The sequence below is a fragment of the Kitasatospora purpeofusca genome (assembly GCF_034043715.1).
GTDB lineage: Bacteria > Actinomycetota > Actinomycetes > Streptomycetales > Streptomycetaceae > Kitasatospora > Kitasatospora purpeofusca_A.
Map to the genome: position 1 here is coordinate 1 of NZ_JAXCLC010000029.1, position 21521 is coordinate 21521.

At 73.9% G+C, this 21521-nt stretch carries 15 protein-coding genes; 7 read left to right on the top strand and 8 right to left on the bottom strand.

Features of this window, described 5'->3' with window-relative positions:
* Window positions 1-304: 304 nt before the first annotated feature.
* The 6 genes from SM793_RS16860 to SM793_RS16885 form a co-directional block, all read right to left on the bottom strand.
* Window positions 305-1036: a heparin lyase I family protein gene (locus SM793_RS16860; protein WP_320439003.1), complete on the bottom strand. Its 732-nt coding sequence runs from the start codon at window positions 1034-1036 to the stop codon at window positions 305-307.
* A gap of 336 nt (window positions 1037-1372) precedes the next feature.
* A complete protein-coding gene (locus SM793_RS16865) occupies window positions 1373-1705 on the bottom strand; it encodes a type II toxin-antitoxin system PemK/MazF family toxin (protein WP_320439004.1) in 333 nt (110 codons plus the stop codon).
* Between the two features lie 183 nt (window positions 1706-1888).
* Window positions 1889-2740, bottom strand: a complete 852-nt coding sequence (locus SM793_RS16870; RefSeq protein ID WP_320439005.1) for a carbohydrate ABC transporter permease — start codon at window positions 2738-2740, stop codon at window positions 1889-1891.
* The gene (locus tag SM793_RS16875; protein WP_320439006.1) at window positions 2740-3669 is read right to left on the bottom strand and encodes a sugar ABC transporter permease; all 930 of its coding nucleotides are present in this window, start codon (window positions 3667-3669) and stop codon (window positions 2740-2742) included. The genes SM793_RS16870 and SM793_RS16875 overlap by 1 nt, the downstream gene beginning before the upstream one ends.
* Window positions 3670-3756: 87 nt before the next feature.
* Window positions 3757-5025, bottom strand: coding sequence for an extracellular solute-binding protein (locus SM793_RS16880; protein WP_320439007.1), 1269 nt, complete (start codon window positions 5023-5025; stop codon window positions 3757-3759).
* Between the two features lie 657 nt (window positions 5026-5682).
* Complete coding sequence (locus SM793_RS16885; RefSeq protein ID WP_320439008.1) at window positions 5683-6441, bottom strand: DeoR/GlpR family DNA-binding transcription regulator; 759 nt, start codon at window positions 6439-6441, stop codon at window positions 5683-5685.
* A 252-nt stretch (window positions 6442-6693) separates the two neighbouring features.
* Here SM793_RS16885 and nagA point away from each other — a divergent pair, with 252 nt between their 5' ends.
* From nagA to SM793_RS16920, 7 genes are all read left to right on the top strand, one after another.
* Window positions 6694-7866, top strand: a complete 1173-nt coding sequence (gene nagA / locus SM793_RS16890; RefSeq protein WP_320439009.1) for an N-acetylglucosamine-6-phosphate deacetylase — start codon at window positions 6694-6696, stop codon at window positions 7864-7866.
* 150 nt (window positions 7867-8016) lie between these two features.
* Window positions 8017-8889 carry a sugar isomerase gene (locus SM793_RS16895; protein ID WP_320439010.1) on the top strand — a complete coding sequence of 291 codons (873 nt, stop codon included), beginning with the start codon at window positions 8017-8019 and terminating at the stop codon, window positions 8887-8889.
* Window positions 8890-8932: 43 nt separating this feature from the next.
* Window positions 8933-9946: an ROK family protein gene (locus tag SM793_RS16900; protein WP_320439011.1), complete on the top strand. Its 1014-nt coding sequence runs from the start codon at window positions 8933-8935 to the stop codon at window positions 9944-9946.
* Window positions 9943-10860 (top strand): hexose kinase, encoded by a 918-nt coding sequence (locus SM793_RS16905; protein WP_320439012.1) that lies wholly within the window; start codon window positions 9943-9945, stop codon window positions 10858-10860. Before SM793_RS16900 ends, SM793_RS16905 begins: the two co-directional genes overlap by 4 nt.
* Window positions 10861-10999: 139 nt before the next feature.
* Entirely contained in the window at window positions 11000-11872 is an 873-nt protein-coding gene (locus SM793_RS16910; RefSeq protein ID WP_320439077.1) for a class II fructose-bisphosphate aldolase, read from the top strand.
* A 252-nt stretch (window positions 11873-12124) separates the two neighbouring features.
* Entirely contained in the window at window positions 12125-14953 is a 2829-nt protein-coding gene (locus SM793_RS16915) for a TIM-barrel domain-containing protein (protein WP_320439013.1), read from the top strand.
* A gap of 447 nt (window positions 14954-15400) precedes the next feature.
* Entirely contained in the window at window positions 15401-15958 is a 558-nt protein-coding gene (locus tag SM793_RS16920) for a 3'-5' exonuclease (RefSeq protein ID WP_320439014.1), read from the top strand.
* An 8-nt stretch (window positions 15959-15966) separates the two neighbouring features.
* Here the strand turns inward: SM793_RS16920 and SM793_RS16925 are convergent, their stop codons facing one another.
* Window positions 15967-19596 (bottom strand): NACHT domain-containing protein, encoded by a 3630-nt coding sequence (locus SM793_RS16925; protein WP_320439015.1) that lies wholly within the window; start codon window positions 19594-19596, stop codon window positions 15967-15969.
* 163 nt (window positions 19597-19759) lie between these two features.
* On the bottom strand, window positions 19760-21496 hold the full coding sequence (locus SM793_RS16930) for an amidase (protein ID WP_320439016.1): 1737 nt from the start codon (window positions 21494-21496) through the stop codon (window positions 19760-19762).
* Window positions 21497-21521 lie beyond the last annotated feature (25 nt).

Below are 21521 nucleotides of genomic sequence, written 5' to 3' on the forward strand. Positions count from 1 at the left end.
AATGTCCCGATTTTCAAGATCGAACGGAGGGTGGAAGTGGCCCGGGCCACGTCGGGGGGCCTGTGAGGCCGGGCACACGGTCGACGGGGCGTGGCGGCCCGGGTGCGGGGGGTGCCGGAATCGGGGTGCCGGGCGGGGTCCGGCGGCGGCGCCGGGTGGTCCGGGCCACAGCCCTCACCCGCCGCGCCCCACGCCGTCACCCGCTGTACGCGAACGGCCCCCGGAAGAGCGCAGGTCCAACTGCGTTCCGGGGGCCGGACGGGCGGGCGGGGGAGAGGAGGACGCCCCGGGGGCGCGTCTCCCGTCAGGAGCCGGCGGTGGCCGCCTGGAGGGTGGTCGCCATGATCGGGCTGGTGAAGGTGTTCGTCGCGTTCCCCGGGGACGGGTGGTAGGAGCCCCACTTGAGGTAGTTGCGGTCACCGTCCCAGGTGGTGCCCTTGAAGGTGCCGGAGCCGTTGTTGAAGGTCTGCTTCACACCGTCGAACCAGAAGTCGATGGTGCCGTTGGTGCGGCCGAGCCGGATCTTGAGGGCATAGGAGTGCCACTGGTTGTTGCTGGTCGGCGCCGTCCACAGGGTGTGCGCCACGTGGTCGGTGTCCCACTCCTGGAGGCGGATGCGCCCGGTCGTCGCGTCGATCTCGATCGGGTGGTTCGCCGTGTTGGTGCTCGGCGAGCACTTGAGCTGGAAGACGTAGCGGCTGTTGGAGTCCTTGATGTTCAGCTTGGAGGACCAGCCGAGGTAGAAGGTCGCACCTTCCTTCAGGTCCGGGCCGAGCGTCTCGCAGCGCTCCTCGCCCGCGGCCTGGAAGGCCCGCCAGACACTGCCCTTGGCCGGGTCCTTCACGACGCCGAACTTCCCCTCCGCGCACTGCACACCGGCGAAGGAGGAAGGGCCCTTGCTGGTGCTCGGGGTCCACAGGACGGTGGCCGCCGCGGTGGCGGAGCTGCCCGCGACGGCGGTGCCGCAGGTGATCGCGAGCGCGCTGAGCGCCACGATGCCGGCGGTGGTCCGGTGGTGGTGGGCCGAAGAAGGCATGTCTCTCCTGGACGGACGAGTCATCGGAATCGGACGCCGTCCGGGCGGTCGGCCCGGACGTGCGAAGAGATTCGACCACCTGACGACCCGTGGGACCAGCCGGGCCGACCGGTCGTGGCCCTTTCGGGCAACGCCGCCGGTCGGCCCGCTCCACTGGACGGCCGAGGCGGGCGACCGGGGGAGGTCGCCCGCAGGAACGGCGCGGTAACGGCGCGGGGCGAACGGCTGGGACCGGCTGGGGCGCGAGCCGCCGAGCCCCGGGCTCCTCGGGCGATGCCGGGGTGATCATCTGGACGGGATCGACCACGTCATCGGGGGCGTCCGTTCCTTCTCGGCCTACCCGAGTCCACCGAGGCGGAGGGCATCCTCGATCTCGCTGAGCTTCGCGGAGGACAGGGCACCCGCCCGCTCGATCAGATCGTCCCGGGACACGGTGGTCAGCCACGTGCAAGGGGTGAAGCCTGGACGGGGGAACGCGAACCGCAGCACGCCGTCGAAGGGCAGCCCTTCGACGGCGCCTATCGCCACTTCGAGGCCCAGACCGCTGATGTCGACGCCCGCCGGAGCGACGACCTGCATCACCCGGATCCCGGACGCGTCGCCTCCCGACAGCAGCACGACCGGCCGCCGCTCGTCGAACTCGACCCACCAGACTTCGCCACGTTGCACATGTCCTCCTGACAGGGGGCGGCCGGCGGACGCCGCGCGGCCCCGACGCGCCGTGGAGACGGGTGCGAACCACCGTTGATCATCGGTGTGCGCCGACTGAGGATCGTACTGCGGCCGCAGGTCGCAGCGTAGCGCCGACTCGGGCCGCGGTCCTCGGCACCTCGGCGCGAGCAGCGCACCCGGTTACTTGACCGAACCGGCGGTGAGGCCGGACACGACGTGGCGCTCGATGACGGCGAACAGCACCACCACCGGCAGGATGGCGATCACGGAGCCGGCGAAGAGGAAGTTCCACTGGACGGTGTAGTTGCCGACGAAGCCGTTGATGCCGACGGTCAGGGGCTGGCTGCCGGGCTGGGTGGAGAGCGTGAGGCCCATCACGAACTCGTTCCAGGCGGAGATGAAGGTGAAGATGACCGCGGTGACGATGCCGGGCATCGCCAGCGGGAGCACCACCTTCCGCAGGGTGCCGAACCGGCCGAGCCCGTCGAGCATCGCGGCCTCCTCCAGCGCCACCGGGATGGAGCCGATGTAGGCGGTGAGGATCCAGATGGTGAAGGCGAGGTTGAACGCGGCGTTGCAGAGGATCAGCGTCCACACCGAGTTGAGCATGTCGAGCTGGTGGAACTCGCGGTAGAGCCCGACCAGCAGCGCCGTCGGCTGGAACATCTGGGTGACCAGGACGAGCAGCAGGAAGAGCTTGCGGCCGCGGAAGCGGGTGCGGGCGGTGCAGTAGGCGGCCGGCAGGGCCACCGCGAGGGCCAGCAGGGTGGAGCCGCCGGCGACCAGCAGGGTGACCCGGAGGTTGGCGCCGAGGGTGGAGTCCCGCCAGACGTCGATGAGGTTGGACCAGGCGAAGTGGCTGGGCAGATAGGTGGCGTCCCGTAGTTCGTCGGCCGGCCGGACGGCGGTGACGACCATCTCCAGGTACGGCAGCAGGAACAGCGCGGCCAGTCCCCAGGCGACGGCGGTGACGACGAGGGTGCGGGGGCGGATCGGCTCGCGCCGCGCCCTGAGCAGGACCTGATGCGACATCAGTTCTCCTCCTGGTTCCACCGGCTGACCCTGAGGAAGAGGAGGACCATCAGGACGACCAGGGCGAAGTTGACGACGGACATGGCGGCCGACTCGGCGATGTCGGTGTTCTTCAACTGGTACATGAACACCGTCGTGGTGGCGGTGTCGCTGTTGGGCCCGCCCTGGGTCATGCCCCAGATCACGGGGAAGGAGTTGAAGACGTTGATCAGGTTGATCACCAGGCCGACCAGGAAGGCCGGCCGCAGCAGCGGCAGGGTGATCCGCAGATAGCTCTGGAACGCGCCGGCGCCGTCCACCCGCGCCGCCTCGTGCAGTTCGGCGGGAACGGTCTGGAGGCCGGCGAGCAGGGTGTAGGTGGTGAAGGGCAGCGAGACGAAGACCGCCACCAGCATCATCCAGGGCCAGGCGGTGCCCGGGTCGCCGAGCCAGTCCCGGGGCCCGTCGGTCAGCCCCAGGTCGGCGAGCAGCGTGTTGAGCACCCCGGAGGTCTGGTTGAGCATCCACTTGAAGCCGATGGAGGTCATCAGCACCGACGCCGCCCAGGGCGCGATCAGCGCCCAGCGGGTGAAGCGGCGCCCGGGGAAGCGCTGGTCGAAGAGCTGGGCCAGGGCCAGGGAGAGCAGCATCGTCAGCCCGACCACGGCCAGCGTCCAGACCACGGTGTGCACGAGCACCCGGCCGAGGTCGGGCTCGTCGAAGAGCTTGCGGTACTTGTCGAGGCCGGCCGAGCCGCGGACGAAGCCGCTGGTGCTGATCCGCAGGAAGGAGGTGCGGATCATCTCGTAGACCGGCCACAGGACCACCAGGACGATCAGCAGGACGGCCGGGCCGATCCACGGCAGCGGGCCGAGCCGGGCGGTGCGGGAGCGGGCGGGCGGGCGTCGGCCGGCCCTCCGGGCTTGTGGGGAAGGTGACTTGAGGGACACGAGGGTGCCTTCCGGGCGTCTGGGGCTCCGCCGGCCGGGCGGCGGGAACAGCGGGTGCGGTGCCGTGGAACCGGGGGCGCGGGCGGGCTACTTCCCGGCGACCGCGGCCTGGGCCTTCTTCTGCAGATCGCCCAGGACCTTGGCGGGGTCGTCGGCGACCGCGGAGCCGATGCCCTTCTTGAGTTCGGCGGAGACCGCGTCCCAGGCGGTGTCGCCCAGGGGGTAGAAGGCGGCGCCGGGCAGCAGGGCGAAGAAGGGTTCGAGGTCCTTGTGCTTGCCGCCGGTGCTCATCTCCTTCAGGGTGTCCTGGGTGACGGGCATCAGGTTGTAGGTCTCGACGAACTTGAGGGTGTTCTCCTTGGCGTACGCGAAGTCGAGGAAGGTCCTGATCTGCGCCGCGTGGCCGTTCTTCTTGAACGCCATCGTCCAGTCCGCCACGCCCAGGGTGGACTTGAGGGGCCCGGCCTTGCCGGGGACGGGGGCCACGCCGTAGTCGACCTTGCCCTCGGTGGACATGGAGATGAGCGAGGGGTGGCCGTTGAGCATGGCGGTCTTGCCGGCGGCGAAGTCGGCGAAGGCGGTCTTGCGGTCGGTGGAGGCGGGATTGGCGTAAGTGAGGCCCGGCTGCACCAGGTTGGCCTTCAGCCAGCTGAAGGTGTCGACGTTGGCCTGGCTGTCGACGGTGTAGGCGCCGCTGCGGTCGGTGTGGCCGCCGCCGTTGCCGAGCTCCCAGATCATGCTCTCGCCCTGGGCCTCCTCCGGGCCCAGCGGCAGGGCGTAGGGGACGACGCCCGGCACCTTCGCCTTGATCTTCTCGGCGTCGGCCTTGAGTTCGTCCCAGGTGGTGGGGGGCTGGGCGATGCCGGCCTGCTGGAAGACGGCCTTGTTGTAGAAGAAGGCACGGGCCGAGGAGACGAACGGGATTCCGTACTGGGTGTCCTTGACCTTGCCGGCGTCGGCGAAGGTGGCGATCAGATTGGCCCGGGTCGCGGTGGAGAGCACGTCCTCGGCCTTGTAGAGGAGGTCGTCCGCGACCTTGTCGGCGTAGCCGCCGGTCTGCAGCACATCGGGGACGTTCCCGCTCTGGATCATGGTCTTGACCTGCTTGTCGATGTCGTTCCAGTTGATGACCTGGACGTCGACCTTGATGTCGGGGTGGGCCGAGGTGAAGGCGGCAGCGACGCTGTCCCAGTAGCCCTTGGAGCTGTTGGACGCCTTGTCGCCGTAGTCGGCCGCGACCAGCTTGAGGGTGACGCTCCCGCCGCCGGAGCCGCTGGATCCGCCGCTGCCGCACGCGGTGAGCGTCAGTGCCGCGGTGGCGCACAGCAGGGGGATGCCGAGGAGTCGCTTGTTCATGGCCGTGTACCGCCTTCGTCCTGCGAACCCGTGCGAGGGAGCGGGTTCGTTCCTGGGAGTGCAGAAGCCGAGCACCGCACCGGTGCGTCGCGGGGGCTGGGGGAGGCCGCCGCTCCGTGCACCTGTCGGCTGTCCAACGGGCGGGCAACCGGCCATGGCTGCTTGATTGTGCTTGAAGATGGCCAGTTTCGCGCAAATGCGAAGTGCCCGTTGTGCACGGAAGTATTCACGAGGGGCGCCGGGCGGTCTAGTTGCTGTTACCGGACCGTTGCGGACGCGCCGCCTGCCGGACGGCTCGATCGCTCCCGGCGGGAAGCTCCGACGGACCGTCAGATCGGGTGTCGGCCCAGGTCTGAGGCGTCGGACTGGTCCGAACTGCCGCGGCGGCGGCCGACGGGAACCCGCGTCGGCCGGCAGGCGGCGGAGCCGGAACGGGTGGCGAGGCAGGCCGCGGCGCTCTGCTCAAATTTGTTTGCAAGGGGTGCAAAAGCACGGAGTGTGCACCTGGGCACTCCCGCCTCGGGTGCGCGCACGCCGAAGCCCCCGGCGGCGGGCCGCGGGCGGTCGCGGGTCCGGGCCGGGGGCCAACGGGCCGGGGTCAACGGAACGGAGGCGGGCGGGTCGGGCGGGGTCGGGCGGCGGGATCGGGCGGGCGGCTCAGGCGCGCAGCACGCGCACGCCGCAGCCGGTGACGGCCTTCTCCTGTGCGCCGGTCAGTCCGTCGTCCGTGACGAGGTCGTGGATGTCCGTCAGCGGGCAGATCGCGGCGAAGGTCACCAGCCCGACCTTGCTGCTGTCCGCCAGGACGACGGAGCGCGCGGCGCTGCGCAGGAAGGCCCGGTCGGTGTGGGCCTCCATCTCGTCGTGCGTGGTGCAGCCCTCGCTGGCGGTGAGGCCGTCGACGCCGATGAACGCGACGTCCAGGTGGTACTGCGAGAGCATCCGCTCGGCCGCCGGGCCCACCAGCTCGTAGCTGGCCGAGCGCGCGATGCCGCCGACCACCACCAGGCGGATCTCCGGCCGCACGATCAGGTCGGCGGCGATGTTGACCGCGTTGGTCACGATGGTGACCCCGCCGCGCTCGGCGAGCACCCGGGCGAGCTCGCTGGTCGTGGTGCCCCCGGTCAGGCCGACCACGGCGCCCTCCGGCACCAGGCGTTCGGCGGCCAGGGCGATCCGGCGCTTCTCGGCCTGCCGCTTGCCGTGCCGGTGGCGCAGCGGCAGCTCCAGATTGACGGTGCCGGTCACCGCGCCGCCGCGGGTGCGGTGCAGCAGACCCTGGTCGTGGAGCTCCTGGAGGTCGCGGCGGACCGTCGCGGTGGAGACGCCCAGCAGCTCCGCCAGCGCGTGCACGTCGGCGCTCCCCGCTTCGGTGACATGAGCGAGGATCTTGGCGGTCCGGTCAGCTTTGAGCATGTCGGGGAGTCTAGACGAGGCTTGGTCCGTACCGCAGCGGCGGCTTCGGAAACCGGGGAACGGCGCTTCGGCGCTGGCGGGGCGGCAGGTATGCGACAAGTCGACCCTGGGGCCAAGTTGCTCGGAACTGATTAAAGTACCCCGAACAGCGAACAGTTTCGATCGACGCGCTGCCGACCACCGCCCGCTGCCCATGATCCGACCGGCGGGGCGGGAGGGTGGCGGCCCGCGTCCTCTTCCGGAGGTGACCGCGTGACCGCGGACCGACTCGCACTGTCCGGCGCCCGGCTGGTCCTGCCCGGCGGCGTCGTGGAGAACGGCCGGCTCTCGATCGGGGGGACGATCATCGCCGGCCTCGGTGGTACCGCCACGCCGGGCGATCTCGACCTGACCGGGTACACCGTGGTGCCCGGCTTCGTCGATCTGCACGTCCACGGCGGCGGTGGCGCCTCCTACGCCTCCGGTATCGCCGAGGAGGCCCTGCGGGCCGCCCGCACCCACCTCGAGCACGGCACCACCACCACGGTCGCCTCCACCGTCACCGGCGAGATCGACGACCTGGCCCGCCAGGCCGCCGTCCTGTCCGAACTGGCCGAGGACGGCATCGTGGCCGGCGTCCACTTCGAGGGCCCGTTCATCTCCCGCAACCGCTGCGGCGCCCACCGCCCCGACCTGCTGCGCGACCCCGACCCGGCCCTGGTCCGCAAACTCGTCGACGCCGCCCGCGGCCACGCCAGGATGGTCACCCTCGCCCCCGAACTGCCCGGCGGCCTCGACTCGGTCCGGATGCTCGCCGACCTGGGCGTCATCGCCGCCGTCGGCCACACCGACTCCGACTACGCCAGGACCCTGGAGGCGATCGGCGCCGGCGCCACCGTCGCCACCCACCTGTTCAACGCCATGCCCGGCATCGCCCACCGCGCGCCCGGCCCGATCGTGGCCCTGCTGGAGGACGAGCGGGTCACCGTCGAACTGATCAACGACGGCGTCCACCTCCACCCCTCCGTGCTCGACCTCGCCTACGGCACCGCCGGCGCCTCCCGGGTCGCCCTGATCACCGACGCCATGGGCGCGGCCGGCATGGGCGACGGCCTCTACCCCCTCGGCCCACTCCAGGTCGAGGTCAGGAACGGTGTCGCGATGCTCACCGACGGCAGCTCCATCGCCGGGTCGACCCTCACCCTGGACGTCGCCTTCAAGCGCTCCGTGACGGTCAACGGCCTCAGCCTGAACCAGGCCGTGGAGTCGCTCTCCACCGTCCCGGCCCGGCTGCTCGGCCTCGCCGACCGGATCGGCACCCTGGAGACCGGCAAGCTCGCCGACCTCGTCGTCGTCGACTCCACCGGCCACGACCTGGTCGCCGTCATGCGCCGCGGCGAGTGGATCACCGGCGGCGACCGCTTCACCCCGATCACCACCCCCTGATCACGACCGCCTGACGCTCTGACCCCCACCGCGCGGAACGAGCGGTCCCGACGGCGCCCAGGGCTGCACACTGGTGATCGATATTGCGCAAAGCTGGCTCGAAGGTCTATAAATCAAGCATATTTGAGCAGCACCGCTTGGAGGACAGTCATGAGCCATGTGGACGTGGAGATCGCCAGCCAGCCCGACTGCTGGCGGCGCGCACTCGATCTGACACCCCGGGGACTGCCGGAACCGGGCGAGCGGGTGGCGGTGATCGGCTGCGGCACCTCGCTGTACATGGCGCAGGCCTACGCCGCCCTGCGGGAGGGCGCCGGACAGGGCGAGACCGACGCCTTCGCGGCCTCGGAGTTCCCCCACCGGCGGCGCTACGACCGGGTGTTGGCGATCACCCGCTCCGGCACCACCACCGAGGTGGTCGAGGCGCTCGGCCGGGTGACCTCGGGCGAGACCGTCGCCGTCACCGCCGACGGCGCGACCCCGGTCGCAGGGGCCGCCCGCTCCCTGGTGGTACTGGACTTCGCCGACGAGCGGTCCGTCGTGCAGACCCGGTTCGCCACCACCGCGCTGGTCCTGCTGCGCGCCGGCCTCGGGCTCGCCCCCGCGGACCTGCCGGGCCAGGCCGAACTGGCGCTGGCCGAGCCGCTGCCCGAAGGGGCTTCCACCGCACAGCAGTTCACCTTCCTCGGAACCGGGTGGACCTGCGGCCTCGCCCACGAGGCGGCGCTCAAGGTGCGCGAGGCATCCTCCTCCTGGACCGAGTCCTACCCGGCGATGGAGTACCGCCACGGGCCGGTCAGCGTCACCGCCCCCACCAGCGCCGTCTGGTTCTTCGGCGCCCCGCCCGCCGGACTGGAGGACGAGGTCCGGGCCCTGGGCGCCACCGTCTCGGTCTCCCCGCTGGACCCGCTCGCCGACCTGGTGCGGGCCCAGCGGCTGGCCGTCGAGGTGGCCGTCTCCCGCGGCCTCGACCCGGACCGGCCGCGCAACCTGACCCGCTCGATCATCCTGGACCGGCCGTGACCGCCCCGCTCCCCGGCGGGCGACGCGGCGGGGCGGCCGGCCCATGACCGTCATCGCGCTCGACGTCGGCGGCACCCACGTCAAGGGCGGACTGGTCGAGGACGGCCGGCTGCTGACGACCCGGCGGTGGCCCACCGGCGCCGAACTGGGCCCGGACGCCGTCGTGGACACCGTCCTGGCCTGCGCGGAGGAACTGCGCGCCGACGCGGCCGGGCGGGGGCTGCCGGTCGCCTCGGCCGGCCTGGTCGTCCCCGGGCTGGTCGACGAGGAGGCCGGCGTCTGCGCCCTCGCCGTCAACCTGGGCTGGCGCGACCTGCCGGTCCGCCGCCGGATGTCCGAACTCCTCGGCCTTCCGGTCGCGTTCGGCCACGACGTGCGGGCCGGCGGCCTGGCCGAGAGCCGGCTCGGCGCCGGGCGGGGCTGCCGCGACCTCGCCTTCGTCGCGGTCGGGACCGGGATCGCCGCCGCCCTGGTCATCGGCGGCCGGCCGCACGCCGGGGCCCGCGGCTTCGCCGGGGAGCTCGGCCACCAGGTCGTCCGGCCCGGCGGCGACCCCTGCGGCTGCGGCAACCGGGGCTGTCTGGAGACCCTCGCCTCGGCCGCCGCCGTCAGCCGCCGGTACGCCGAGGCCACCGGGGCCCGGGGCGTCACGGCCGCGAGGGTCCGGGCCATGGCGGTGGCCGGGGATCCGGCCGCCCTGCGGATCTGGACCGAGGCGACCGAAGCCCTCGCCGACGCCCTCGCCGCCCTCACCACCCTCCTGGACCTGGAACGGCTGGTGATCGGCGGCGGGCTGGCCGAGGCGGGGGACTCCCTCCTGGAGCCGCTGCGCGAGGGCCTCGCCGACCGGCTGACCTTCCGTCCCGCCCCCGAACTGGTCGCCGCCGAACTGGGCCCGTACGCGGGCTGCCTGGGCGCGGGGCTGCTCGCCGAGGACCTCGTGTCCGGAGCCGCGGCCGGAGCCGTGTACGGAGCCGTGCCGGGCTTCGGGCCCGGATCCGGGGCCCGATACGTGCCCGGCCCGGGGGCGGGCCGCACGGAGAGCGGGCCCCGATGATCCTCACCGTCACGCTCAACACCGCCCTGGACATCACCTACGGGCTGCCCGAGGTCGTCCGCCACGGCAGCAACCGGGTCACCGTCACCCAGCAGGCCGGCGGCAAGGGCGTCAACGTCGCCCGGGTGCTCACCGCGCTGGGCCGCCCCGCGCTGGTGACCGGACTGGCCGGCGGGAGCACCGGCCGGGCGGTGCGCGCGGAGCTGGCGGCCGCCGGGATCGCCGAGGACCTCGTCCCGCTGGCCGGGGAGGGCCGACGCACGGTGGCGGTGGTCGAGAGCCGCCACGGCGACACCACCGTCTACCTCGAACCGGGACCCGCCGTCACCGCGGGGGAGTGGCAGGAGTTCGCCGTCCGCTACGAACGCCTGCTGGCCGGGGCCGAGGCGGTCGTGCTCTCCGGGAGCCTGCCGCCCACGCTGCCGGAGGACACCTACCGCCGACTGGTCCTGACGGCGCACCGGCACGGCGTCCCCGCCGTGCTCGACACGGCCGGGCCCGCACTGCTCGCCGCGCTCGGCGCCGGTCCCGCGCTGGTGAAGCCGAACGCGGCCGAACTCGCGGCCGCCACCGGCACCGACGACCCGCTCGCCGGCGCGCAGGCGCTGCGGGCGGCCGGCGCCCGGGCGGTGGTGGCCTCGCTCGGCCCCGACGGACTGCTCGCCTGCGCGCCCGAGGGGCGCTGGCGGGCCCGGCTGCCCGAGCGGCTGTCCGGCAATCCGACCGGTGCGGGGGACTCCGCCGTCGCCGCCCTCGCCGCCGGGCTGGTCGACGGCACGCCGTGGCCCGAACGGCTGCGCCAGGCGGCGGCGTTGTCCGCCGCCACCGTGGCGGCGGCGCTGGCCGGCCGGTTCGACCCGGCGGCCCGCGCGCGCCTCCTCGGGCTGGTGGAGGTCGAGGCCCTGGCGCCCTGAAGCACTGTTGCGCTGAAGCACTGGCGGGCTGAGGCGCCGCCGGACTCACCCCTGAACCCCGCTTCGCTCCGTCAGATCCATGAGATTCCTCAGTCCCATGAGATTCGTGGGATTCGTGAGAAAGGCCACCGCCACCACCATGCCCCTCACCGGAACCGGCGAGATCCTCGCCCACGCGGTCCGACACGGCCACGGCGTCGGCGCGTTCAACGTCATCCAACTGGAGCACGCGGAGGCGATCGTGGCCGGCGCCGAGGCCGCCGGCACCGCCGTCGTGCTCCAGATCAGCGAGAACGCCGTGCGCTACCACGGCGGCCTCGGCCCGGTCGGCGCGGCCACCGTGGCCGTGGCCCGGGCGGCGGCCGTGCCGGTCGCCGTCCACCTCGACCACGCCACCCGGGTGGACCTGGTGGAGGAGGCGGTCCGGCTCGGCTTCGGCTCGGTGATGTTCGACGCCTCGGCGCTGCCGTACGCGGAGAACGTGCGCGCCACCGCCGAGGTCGCCGCCCGGTGCCACGCGGCGGGAGTCGCGGTGGAGGCCGAGCTGGGCGAGGTCGGCGGCAAGGACGGCGTCCACGCCCCCGGCGCCCGCACCGATCCGGGGGAGGCGGCGGCCTTCGTCCGGGCGACCTCGGTCGACGCCCTCGCGGTGGCCGTCGGCACCTCGCACGCGATGCTGACCCGCGACGCCCGCCCGGACCTGGCGCTGATCGCCGAACTGCGCGCGGCCGTCCCCGTGCCGCTCGTCCTGCACGGCTCCTCCGGGGTGGACGACGAGCACCTCGCCGCCTCGGTCGCGCGGGGCATGACGAAGATCAATATCGCCACCCACCTCAACAAGGCGTTCACCGGCGCGGTGCGCGCGGCCCTCGGGGCCGACGCGGCGCTCGTCGACACGCGGGTCTACCTCGGCGCGGGCCGGGCCGCCGTGGCGGCCGAAGTCACCCGACTGCTCGGAATACTGACGGCTCGCCCGGTTTCGGGACCGGAAGGCGACCGAGTGACACGGTAGCGGCCGCCGGCCCACCGACCGGACCCCCAGCCCCCGTCGGACCGTCGCGGTCCGCCGGGGGCCGCCGGTCGTTCCGCCGCCGCCGCTCCTGCTCGCGACTTGCAAATCACTGCTCAATAATGCTCAAACAAGCCTCAGTTCAAGCACTTGACGACATGTCATGACCCTTGCTGTCATGGCGGGGCACCGCCCTCCCCGGCCTGCGGCCCACCGCCGCGCGGGCCTCCCTCACTCCCTCCCCAGGAGGACAGCGTGAGCGCTGCCGCCGCTCCACCCACCCGCCGAACACGGGCCGTCCGCCACCGCCGGACGGCCGCCGCCCTGATCCTGACCCTGCTCGGGGCCCTGCTGACCGCGCTCGGCCCGGCCCTTCCCGCCCGGGCCGCGACCGCCGGGAACGCCGCCTCCGTCACCCGCGCCGGTGACACCTTCACGGTCCGGACGTCCAGCGCCGCCGCCGTCCGGATCGTCGTCGCCCGCGCCGACGTGTTCCGGATCTGGCTCTCCCCGGACGGCTCCTTCACCGACGACCCGGCCGGCTCCGACCTCGCCACCACCACCTCCTTCGGCACGGTCGGCGCCACCCTCACCGACGCCGGCGCGTACTGGCGGATCGGCACCCCCGCCATCAGCCTGCGGATCAACAAGAAGCCGCTGACCTTCGCGCTCTACCGGGCCGACGACACCACCCTGGTGTGGGCCGAGGACCGGCCGACCAGTTGGAGCGCCGGCCGGACCACCCAGTACCTCGGCCGCGCCGCGGACGAGCAGTTCTACGGCACCGGCCTGCACCTCGGCGAGTGGGCCCTGCGCGACCGGACCGTCCCGGTCGCGGTCTCCAATAAGTGGACCGAGGGCACCAACGCCAGCCCGGCGCCGTTCTACATGTCCACCAACGGCTACGGCGTCATGCGCAACACCTGGGCGCCCGGCTCGTACGACTTCCGCGCCCCGACCGCGCTCAGCCACGACGAGAAGCGCTTCGACGCCTGGTACTTCGCCGGAAGCTCGCTCAAGGACGTGCTCGACGGCTACACCGACGTCACCGGCAAGCCCTTCCTCGCACCGGCCTGGGGCCTGGAACTCGGCAACGCCGACTGCTTCAACGCCTCCAACCCCGACTACCAGGGCGACCACGACCGCGCCCGCCACCGGACCACACCCGACGTGGTCGGCTACGCCGCCGACGCCCGCGCCGCCGACATGCCCTCGGGCTGGATCCTGCCCAACGACGGCTACGGCTGCGGCTACACCGACCTGCCGTCCACCGTCGCCGCCCTGAACGAGAAGGGCTTCCGGACCGGCCTGTGGACCTCCACCGGCCTCTCCGGCATCGAGCACGAGGTCGGCACGGCCGGCTCCCGGGCCGTCAAGACCGACGTCGCCTGGATCGGCAGCGGCTACAAGTACGCCTTCGACGGGGTGAAGCAGGCCGTCGCGGGCATCGAGGACAACTCCGACGCCCGCCGGTTCGTCTGGACCGTCGACGGCTGGGCCGGCACCCAGCGCAACGCCGTCGTCTGGACCGGCGACACCAGCGGCACCTGGGACGCCATGCGCTGGCACGTCCCCTCGATCGCCGGCGCGGGCCTGTCCGGCCTCAACTACGCCTCCGGCGACATCGACGGGATCTTCGGCGGGAGCCCGCAGACCTACGTCCGCGACCTCCAGTGGAAGGCCTTCACCCCGGCCTTCATGACCATGTCCGGCTGGGGCGCCACCAATCCCTCGGCCGGGTACCAGGACAAGCAGCCCTGGCGGTTCGCCGAGCCCTACGCGTCGATCAACCGCAAGTACCTGCAGCTCAAGATGCGGCTGATGCCGTACCTCTACACCATGGGCCGGACCGCCAACGAGACCGGCGTGCCCTCCACCCGGGCCCTGGTGCTGGAGTACCCGGACGACCCGGTCGCCCGGGGCAACGCCACCTCCGGCGAGTTCATGGCCGGTGACTCCTTCCTGGTCGCACCGGTCGTCAGCGACACCGCCGTCCGCAACGGGATCTACCTGCCGGCCGGCAGTTGGACCGACTACTGGAGCGGCGAGGTCTACCAGGGCCCCGGCTGGCTCGACGGCTACGCCGCCCCGCTCGACACCCTGCCGCTGTTCGTCCGCCAGGGCGCGATCGTCCCGATGTGGCCGCAGATGAACTACACCGGCGAGAAGGCCGTCTCCACCCTGACCTACGACGTCTACCCGCGCGGCGACTCCACCTTCAGCCTCTACGAGGACGACGGGCTGACCCGCGCGTACCAGGACGGCGCCTACGCCCGGCAGCGGGTCGACGTCCACGCGCCGGCCGCCGGCCGGGGTGACGCCGTGATCAGTGTCGGCGCGGCCGACGGCAGCTACACCGGGAAGGCCGCCACGCGCGGCTACGAGTTCACCGTGCACAGCGCGAGCGCGCCCGCCTCGGTGTCGGTCGGCGGGGCGCCGCTCCCGGCCCTCGGCGGCAAGGCCGCCTACGACAGCGCGAGCAGCGGCTGGTACTACGACCCGGCCGACCGCGCCGGAGTCCTGTGGATCAAGGCCGGCAGCCGGTCCGAGGCGTTCACCGTGACCGCCGCCGGGATCACCGCGCCGCCCGGCACCCCGGTCGGCACGAGGTCCGCGCCGATCCCGCGGACCGGGTGGAAGGTCCTCGCCGCCGACAGCCAGGAGACCGCCGGCGAGAACGGCGCCGCCGCCAACGCCGTCGACGGCGACCCCGCGACGATCTGGCACACCCAGTGGTCGGGAGGCGCAGCCCCGCTGCCGCACGAGATCCGGATCGACCTCGGCGCCCGCTACGCCGTCGACGGCCTCGGCTACCTGCCCCGGCAGGACGGCGGCGTCAACGGCCGGATCGGCCGGTACGAGGTGTACGTCTCCGACAGCACCACCGCCTGGGGCAGCCCGGTGGCCACCGGCTCCTTCGCCGACACGGCCGCCGCCCAACAGGTGTCCTTCACCGCCGCGTCCGGCCGCTACCTCAGGCTGCGGGCGCTCGGCGAGGCCGGCGGCCGGGGGCCCTGGACCAGCGCGGCCGAGATCTCGGCCACCGGCACCAAGGCGCCACCGGCAGCCGCCGCCACCGGCTGAGCGCCCCGGGCAAGCTCCGGCGAGCCACGGTGAAGGCCCTCGGTACCCCGCGGAGCACGGGGTACCGAGGGCCCCGCGGGTCGGACGGCGAGCCGCCGGACCCGGTTGCCGCCGTCGGCGCCGCTGCGCCGTTCGGGTGAAGGTCGGGTTCGGTACCCGTCGGGCGTGGGCAGAGCCCCGGGCATGACGACACCTCAGGACAACCGTCGACGACGACGCCGTCGGCCGGCCGCCCCCGCCGCCGTGCCCACCCCCGTGCTGCCGGCCCGCGCCGCGCGACCCCCGGTCCCGGCCCGGCCGCGCCGGACAGGCGGTTGCTGCGGGACGTGGTCCAGCGAACACCTCACCCGGGACGCGAGGGTCGTCCGCACCGTCTGGCACGAGCCCGCCTGCCGGGCCCGGAAAACCGGATGACCGCAGGCCGCGGCAGTCCCTACGGTCGGTCCCATGGATGTCAACGTGCGCCTGTTGAACGTGGTCGATGTCGAGGCGACCTGCTGGGAGGGGCAGCCACCGCCCGGCCAGGTGAGCGAGATCATCGAGATCGGCCTCACCGTGGTCGACCTGCGGGCGGGCGAGCGCCTCGCCAAGCACCGCCTGCTGGTGCGCCCGGCCCGGTCGGAGGTGAGCCCGTTCTGCACCGCGCTGACGGGGCTGACCCCGGCCGAGGTGGCCGGCGGCCTCTCCTTCGCCGAGGCGTGCCGGACGCTGGCGGCCCTGCACCGGACCGGTGGGACGCCCTGGGCCAGCTGGGGCGACTACGACCGGAACCAGTTCACCCGGCAGTGCCGCCGCACCGGCGCGGAGTACCCCTTCGGCCACCGCCACACCAACGCGAAGGTGGCCTTCACCTCCTCCTACGGCCTGCGCCGACGACCGGGCATGGCCGAGGCCCTCACCGTGGCCGGCCTCCCCCTGGAGGGCCGCCACCACCGGGGTGACGACGACGCCTGGAACATCGCCGCCCTGGTCCTGGCCGTCGCGGCCCGCGGTGACTGGCCGTAGGGCGGGTCTCAGCTCGGCGGACGGCCGCCGGTCTGGGTGTAGATGTCGTTGACGACCTTCTGGAGCGTAGCGGCGCGCCCGGGTGAGACCGTGCCGCGCACACCCAGGAAGTAGTCCGTGCCGCCGTTGGTGAAGGCACGCAGCAGGTTCAGCCGGTAGACCGGCCCGGTGGCCGCCTCCGAGCGCAGCGCCCAGGCGTCGTGCCAGGCCCACGGGCCGAGCCCGGACCAGGCCGGGGTGGCGGCCAGGGCCGCCAGATCCCGGCGGGTGCACTTCGTCGCGCACCACCGCAGTTCGACGACCAGGGCGAAGTGCGAACCGGATCCCCCTCGCCGGTCGTACCCGCACCGGAACCGGACAACTTCGGGCCCGGTGCGCCACTCGTAGAAGCAGTCCATGGCGGACGGTGCGCGCATCACGAACGGCAGGGCCTCGAAGGCCCAGAGGTAGGACGGGTCCGCCGGGGACCAGGTCGCCCCGGCGACGGCCTGCGGGGCGACGTCGTGGTAGGCGGTGAAGCGGCTGCCGGCCGGCGGCTTCCGGGCGGGCAGGGCGTCGAGAGAGGGCCTTCCCGATGCGGGGGCGGGACCGAGCGAGGCCCGGCGCCGGACTTCGCCCAGCAGGGCCTCGGCCGCGGCCGGCGTCCGGTCGTCGCCGCCGAACTCCTCCTCGTAGTACAGACGCAGGTAGACGTTGCCGACCACGGCGCCGGCCCAGGACACCTCGGTGTCGGGGCCGCGTCTCCGGTACGGCTGCCGGTCGATGGGCTGAGCGAGGGCGCGCGTCGTTCGCAGCCAGCCGCCGTAGCCGGTGCGGGCCTTCCCGAGGGCGCTGTCACCGCGTCCGGGCCCCTCGACGTGGGTCGTCAGGGACACCCGGGTCGCGGGCGCGAAGGGCGCGTCGTCGATCGCGTGGCAGGTGTCGGGCGCGGTCTGCCAGACCACGGGCGCGGTCATGACCGGCTTGAGCACCTCCGCGGAGAGCAGGGCGCAGGCGTCCGGGAGGGCGAGGTAGGGCCCCGGCGCGCCGAGGGCGTTCATGGTGCCGATCTGCACGACGAACAGCAGGCCCGCCGTGGCCGCCGCGGCGGGCGCCGAGCGGGAGGCGGCCCACACCCGGCCGAGAAGGCCGCGGCGTCGCCCGGCCGGCCGGGCCGCCGGGGTGGGCCGCGGACCCGCCAGCCGGTTGCGCAGTTCGATGTGCCGGAAGCGGTAGCTGCCTCCGCTCCGGCGGAGCAGACCGTGCCGGTGGGCCTCCTGGAGGAACGGCATCAGCCGGAACGGCAGCTTCCCGGTGACGGCCAGCCAGCACCGGGCGACGGTGTACCGGCCCCAGGCGGAGACCGCGACGCCGTACACCGCCGCCGCCAGCACCGTCCCGGCCAGCGTGCGCACCAGGTCCCGGAGGTCCACGGACCCTCCACCGCCCGACATCGCCCAGCAGACGAGCAGGAGGGGCGGCACCTTGAGCACGGTACGCACCGCGGCCTGGCGGTCGTGGCCGCTGAGCGCGGTGAGCACGCCGGTGACGAACGCGGCGCCCCGGTCGGCGCGCACCAGGGCCGGCGGGTCGGCCGCCGCGGCCGGGTCGGCGGGTCGGCGGGCGGAGTGCAGGGCGCCCATGACGGTCGCCCCGGTGACGACGGCCCCGACGGCCGACAGGATCCAGGGGGTGAGCCAGTGCCAGCGGAGGGCGGCCGCGGTGCCGGCCGCCGCCAGCAGCAGCCACCCGTAGCGGTACGGCGAGACGCTCCGCGCCACACGCTCGCGCAGCAGCTGCCGGTACTCCCGCCCGGTCGGGAGCCGGTGCGGCTCGGGAAGGCCCTCCGGGGCGACGAGGACCCAATCCGACACCACGGCGAGGGCGGCGAACAGGGCGAACGCGAGGCCCACCCGCAGGTGGACGTACGGCAGCTCCCCGACGCCCAGGGCCGTCACGGTGACGGCGGCGACCGCCGCCGCGGCGGCGGTACCGAGAGCCCGGACCGGTCGCGGCACCGCCTCGTCCAGCCGCCACCAGGACAGCTCCTGGGACTGCGAGTCGCGCAGGTGGGCGGCGAGCCAGCCGGCCCAGCGACGGACCTGCGCCTCGTCAGGTCCGGGCGCCGCGCCGGCGTGGCCGGGACCTTCGAGGGGGACGGCGTAGACGGAGGGGACGAACCGGTCGAAGAGGTGCTCCTCGACGGAGGCGCGGTCGGGGAAGCGGCCGGGGTCGAGCAGTTCGGCCGGGTCGGCCCGGGTGCCGCTGTACGCGGCGCGGGCCATCGCCACCATCAGCGGGGTGCTGAGGACGGAGCGCAACCGGCGCGCCGGCGGGTCCCCGGAGGTGTCCCGCAGCCGCTCCAGGACCGGGTCCCACTTGGTGGCGTAGCCGTCGTCGCCGCGCACCAGGCGGGTGGTGCGGGGCAGGTAGGCGCTGACCTCCGCGACGGACAGCGGCCGGATGCGCACGACCGCGGCGCCGTCCAGGACGGCGCCGCCGAGTTCGACGGCGGCCACGTACTGGGTGATCCGGCTGGTCAGCACGAACCTGGCCGGCCCGCCGAGGCTCGCCCGCAGCCGGGCCAGCGCCTCGGGCTGGGCCGGGCGGGGCAGTTCGTCGAAGCCGTCGAGCACCGGCAGGATCCGGCCGGTGCGGATCAACTCCAGGGCGATCGTCTGCCGTTCGGCGGTGGAGGGGCCGAGGTCGGTGTGCTCGGCGGCGATCCGGGCGGCGGCCCAGTGCCACAGGCCCTGCTGGCGCCGCGGGTCCCAGGAGGCGAGCGGGAACAGCACCGGCACGGCCGCGTCGGGTGCCCGGTCGGCGAGGAGGCGCCCGGCCAGCCGCAGGACGAGCGCCGATTTGCCCGCGCCCGGCCCGCCCAGGACCACCAGCCGTCCGGTGGGCAGCCTCCCGAACAGCTCGGCCACGTCGTCGAAGCGGCCGGTCAGGTCGAGCGGCCGCTTCGCGTCGTCGCGGACGTGCACCCACTGGTCGACGACCCGTGGATCGCCCTCGGACCAGCCGACCTGGATGGGCAGCGGATCGTCGAGCCGGAGGGCGTGTTCCTCGCGTTCGTACTGCTCGCCGAGTGTCCGGGCCAGCGTCTCGGCGGCGGCGCGCAGGCGTTCCGGGGGCACTGCGGCCCGCCGTCGCCGCGCCCGTGCCGCGCGGAGCTCCAGCCAGGCGGCGACCGAGGCGGCGACGGCGAAGCCCGCGACCCCGACCCGGGCAGCGGGCGCCCACGACAGGCCGCCCCGGGTCAGGACCAGCGCGAGGACGGCGGCCAGGGCCAGGGCGAGCAGGCAGCCGACCAGCGGCCACGAGGGTCCGCGCCGAGCGGTGGTGTCGGCGCCGTGGACGTGGAAATGGGCCTCCCCCGTCGGGTGTCCGCTCCCGGGCTCACCCCCGGGCCCACCCCCGGGCTCACCCCCGGGCTCACCCCCGGGCCCGCTCCCGGGCTCACTCGCCGGCGCCGCGGACATGTGGACGGTGATCCGGTCGGCCTGGAAGACGTGGCCGTGCACCTCGCTGTCCCGCACCGTGCTGTGGGTGACGTGGTGCTGGTCCCGGCGTTCGTCCCGGCGTTCGTCCCGGTGCCCGTCCGGGCGCCCGCCGTCGAGCCCGTCGTCGAGCCCGCCGTCCTCCTGGTCCGACATCCCGCCCGCCCCCAGCCGAGTGCACTCCCGCCAGGACATCATCGTCGGACCGCGCCCGCCGGTCAGCGTTTTCGCGAACTCGGCTGCCACCGGGGCGCGAACGCGCCGCGAGGCGGTCCCGCCCGGCCGCGAACGGCCCGGCGGGACCGGCGCCCCCGGCCCGTCAGGCCGCCGGGAGGCGCGGGGTGCGCGGCGGGGTGGTGCGGCGCTCGCCGGTGGCCTCGAAGGCGGCGGCGAGCCGGAGCAGTGCGGTGTCGTCGTAGGCGCGGCCTGCGAAGGTCAGGCCCACCGGCATGCCGATGTCGGCCATGGTGCCCATCGGCACGGTCACGGTCGGGATGCCGAGGTGGCGCGGTACGAGGTTGCCGTTGGCGACCCAGACGCCGTTGCGCCAGCCGAGGTCCGCGGAGGCCTCGTTCACGTCCATGTCGGCCGGCCCCACGTCGGCGACGGCGGGGAAGACCACGGCGTCCAGGCCGAGTCCGTCCATCCACTGCTCCAGGTCGATCCGGCGGGTCTCCTCCAGCCCGCGCAGTCCCTGCTCCAGGAGCGGGATCTCGGTGACCGACGCGTAGGGGTGCTCGCGCACCTGGCGCGGGTAGTCCGTGATGCTGTCGTCGAAGCCGGCGTAGCGGTCCGGCAGTTCGCCCTGGTGCTTGGGCCAGATGCGGTCGGCGTCGACCTCGGCGAGGCTCGGGAGGGCGGGGTCCGCGTTGGCGCGCAGGAAGTCGTCCCAGGCCCAGGCCGACAGGTCGAGGATCTCGCGGTCGAGGAAGTCGGGGCCGATCAGCCCCCGGGTCTTCAGGGACGGCGCGCCGGGGCGGTCGGACTCGTAGTTGGTCACCACGGGGAAGTCGACCTCGACGACCTCGGCACCGGCGCCCTCCAGGTCGCGGCGGGCGTCCTGCCACAGGGCGATCACCGAGGCGCGGGTGTCGATCCGCCGGCCGGTCTGGCCGCCGATGCCGCCCTCGGGATTGGTCCCGGCGTCCGGGTCGGCGTTGATGTACATCCTGGGCACGCCGACGCGCTTGCCGGCGAGCGCCGCCCGGGCCGCCGCCGGGTCGGCGGGGGCGAGCTGCGGGTAGGAATCCGGCCGGACCTGGGACGGGGCGGGGATCGGCACCCAGGGCTGGGTCCGCCACAGGTCGCCGCGGGTGTCGGGGTCGTCCGCGACGACGACGTCGAGCAGTTCGAGGAGGTCGGCCATGGTGCGGGTGTGCGGGACGACGACGTCCATGGTCGGGACGAGCGGCCAGTTGCCGCGCACCGAGATCACGCCCCGGCTGGGGGTGTAGGCGCACAGGGCGTTGTACGAGGCGGGCGCGCGGCCCGAGGACCAGGTCTCCTCGCCGAGCCCGAACGCGCCGAACGAGGCGGCGGTGGCGGTGCCCGAGCCGTTGGAGGAGCCGGAGCCGTAGGCGCTGGTCAGCCAGTCGGCGTTGTAGGGGCTCTCGGCGCGGCCGTAGACGCCGCGCTGCATGCCGCCGTTCGCCATCGGCGGCATGTTGGTGAGACCGATGAGCACGGCGCCGGCGGCGCGCAGCCGCTCGATCGCGAAGGCGTCGCGCTGGGCGACGAGGTGCTCGAACGCCGGGGAGCCGGCGGCGGCGGTCAGGCCCTTGGCGAGGTAGCTGTCCTTGGCGGTGTAGGGGATGCCGTCGAGCGGGCCGAGGCTCTCGCCGCGGGCGCGGCGGGCGTCCGCGGCCTCGGCGTCGGCGCGGGCGTCCGGGTTCATCACGACGAGCGAGTTGAGCGCGGTGGCCGTGCCGGGCCGGTCGTAGGCCGCGATCCGCGCGAGGTAGGCGTCGAGCAGGCCGACCGCGGTGGTCCGGCCCGTCTCCAGCGCGGCCCGCAGGTCGGCGATACCGGTCTCGACGACGTCGAACGGGTGGGTCATGGGGTTCGTCTCCAAGGTGGTTCGG

Coding starts and splice junctions, on each gene's coding strand:
- SM793_RS16860 (WP_320439003.1), bottom strand. CDS start 1,036: ATGCCTTCTTCGGCCCACCACCACCGGACCACCGCCGGCATCGTGGCG.
- SM793_RS16870 (WP_320439005.1), bottom strand. CDS start 2,740: ATGTCGCATCAGGTCCTGCTCAGGGCGCGGCGCGAGCCGATCCGCCCC.
- SM793_RS16880 (WP_320439007.1), bottom strand. CDS start 5,025: ATGAACAAGCGACTCCTCGGCATCCCCCTGCTGTGCGCCACCGCGGCA.
- SM793_RS16885 (WP_320439008.1), bottom strand. CDS start 6,441: ATGCTCAAAGCTGACCGGACCGCCAAGATCCTCGCTCATGTCACCGAA.
- SM793_RS16895 (WP_320439010.1), top strand. CDS start 8,017: ATGAGCCATGTGGACGTGGAGATCGCCAGCCAGCCCGACTGCTGGCGG.
- SM793_RS16900 (WP_320439011.1), top strand. CDS start 8,933: ATGACCGTCATCGCGCTCGACGTCGGCGGCACCCACGTCAAGGGCGGA.
- SM793_RS16905 (WP_320439012.1), top strand. CDS start 9,943: ATGATCCTCACCGTCACGCTCAACACCGCCCTGGACATCACCTACGGG.
- SM793_RS16910 (WP_320439077.1), top strand. CDS start 11,000: ATGCCCCTCACCGGAACCGGCGAGATCCTCGCCCACGCGGTCCGACAC.
- SM793_RS16920 (WP_320439014.1), top strand. CDS start 15,401: ATGGATGTCAACGTGCGCCTGTTGAACGTGGTCGATGTCGAGGCGACC.
- SM793_RS16925 (WP_320439015.1), bottom strand. CDS start 19,596: ATGTCGGACCAGGAGGACGGCGGGCTCGACGACGGGCTCGACGGCGGG.
- SM793_RS16930 (WP_320439016.1), bottom strand. CDS start 21,496: ATGACCCACCCGTTCGACGTCGTCGAGACCGGTATCGCCGACCTGCGG.